The following is a 271-nucleotide window of genomic DNA, read 5'->3' as shown; positions in this document are numbered from 1 at the left end:
ACCTAATTTGAATTACTATTAGTTAACGTTTTATATAAATTTAACCAGCTAAATTTTTCGATCGCTACTTGATGTATTATTTGTGGATTAATAGTCTGTAATTTATTTACTGCAGCTTCCATAGCAATAATAAGCTCATGAACAGTGTAATTCTCGGCATAGCTCACAAACTCGTCAATATCGAGTTCTTGGGTAGCAGTATCAACTTCAGAGCTCTTTTTAAAAGCAATCAGAGGGAGTCCACTTGACAGTGCTTCGAGTATGGTTTGCC

At 35.1% G+C, this 271-nt stretch carries 1 protein-coding gene; it reads right to left on the bottom strand.

Going from position 1 to position 271, the window contains the following annotated elements; translation table 11 throughout:
• Positions 1-2 precede the first annotated feature (2 nt).
• Positions 3-271: hypothetical protein (locus R0K30_RS22030; RefSeq protein ID WP_410612979.1), on the bottom strand; the 269-nt coding region annotated here is incomplete at its 5' end.

This window comes from Bacillus sp. SIMBA_154 (genome assembly GCF_046536015.1).
Taxonomy (GTDB): domain Bacteria; phylum Bacillota; class Bacilli; order Bacillales; family Bacillaceae; genus Bacillus; species Bacillus pumilus_P.
The sequence above is the reverse complement of the archived record's forward strand: the minus strand, read 5'-3'. Positions and strand labels throughout refer to the sequence as shown.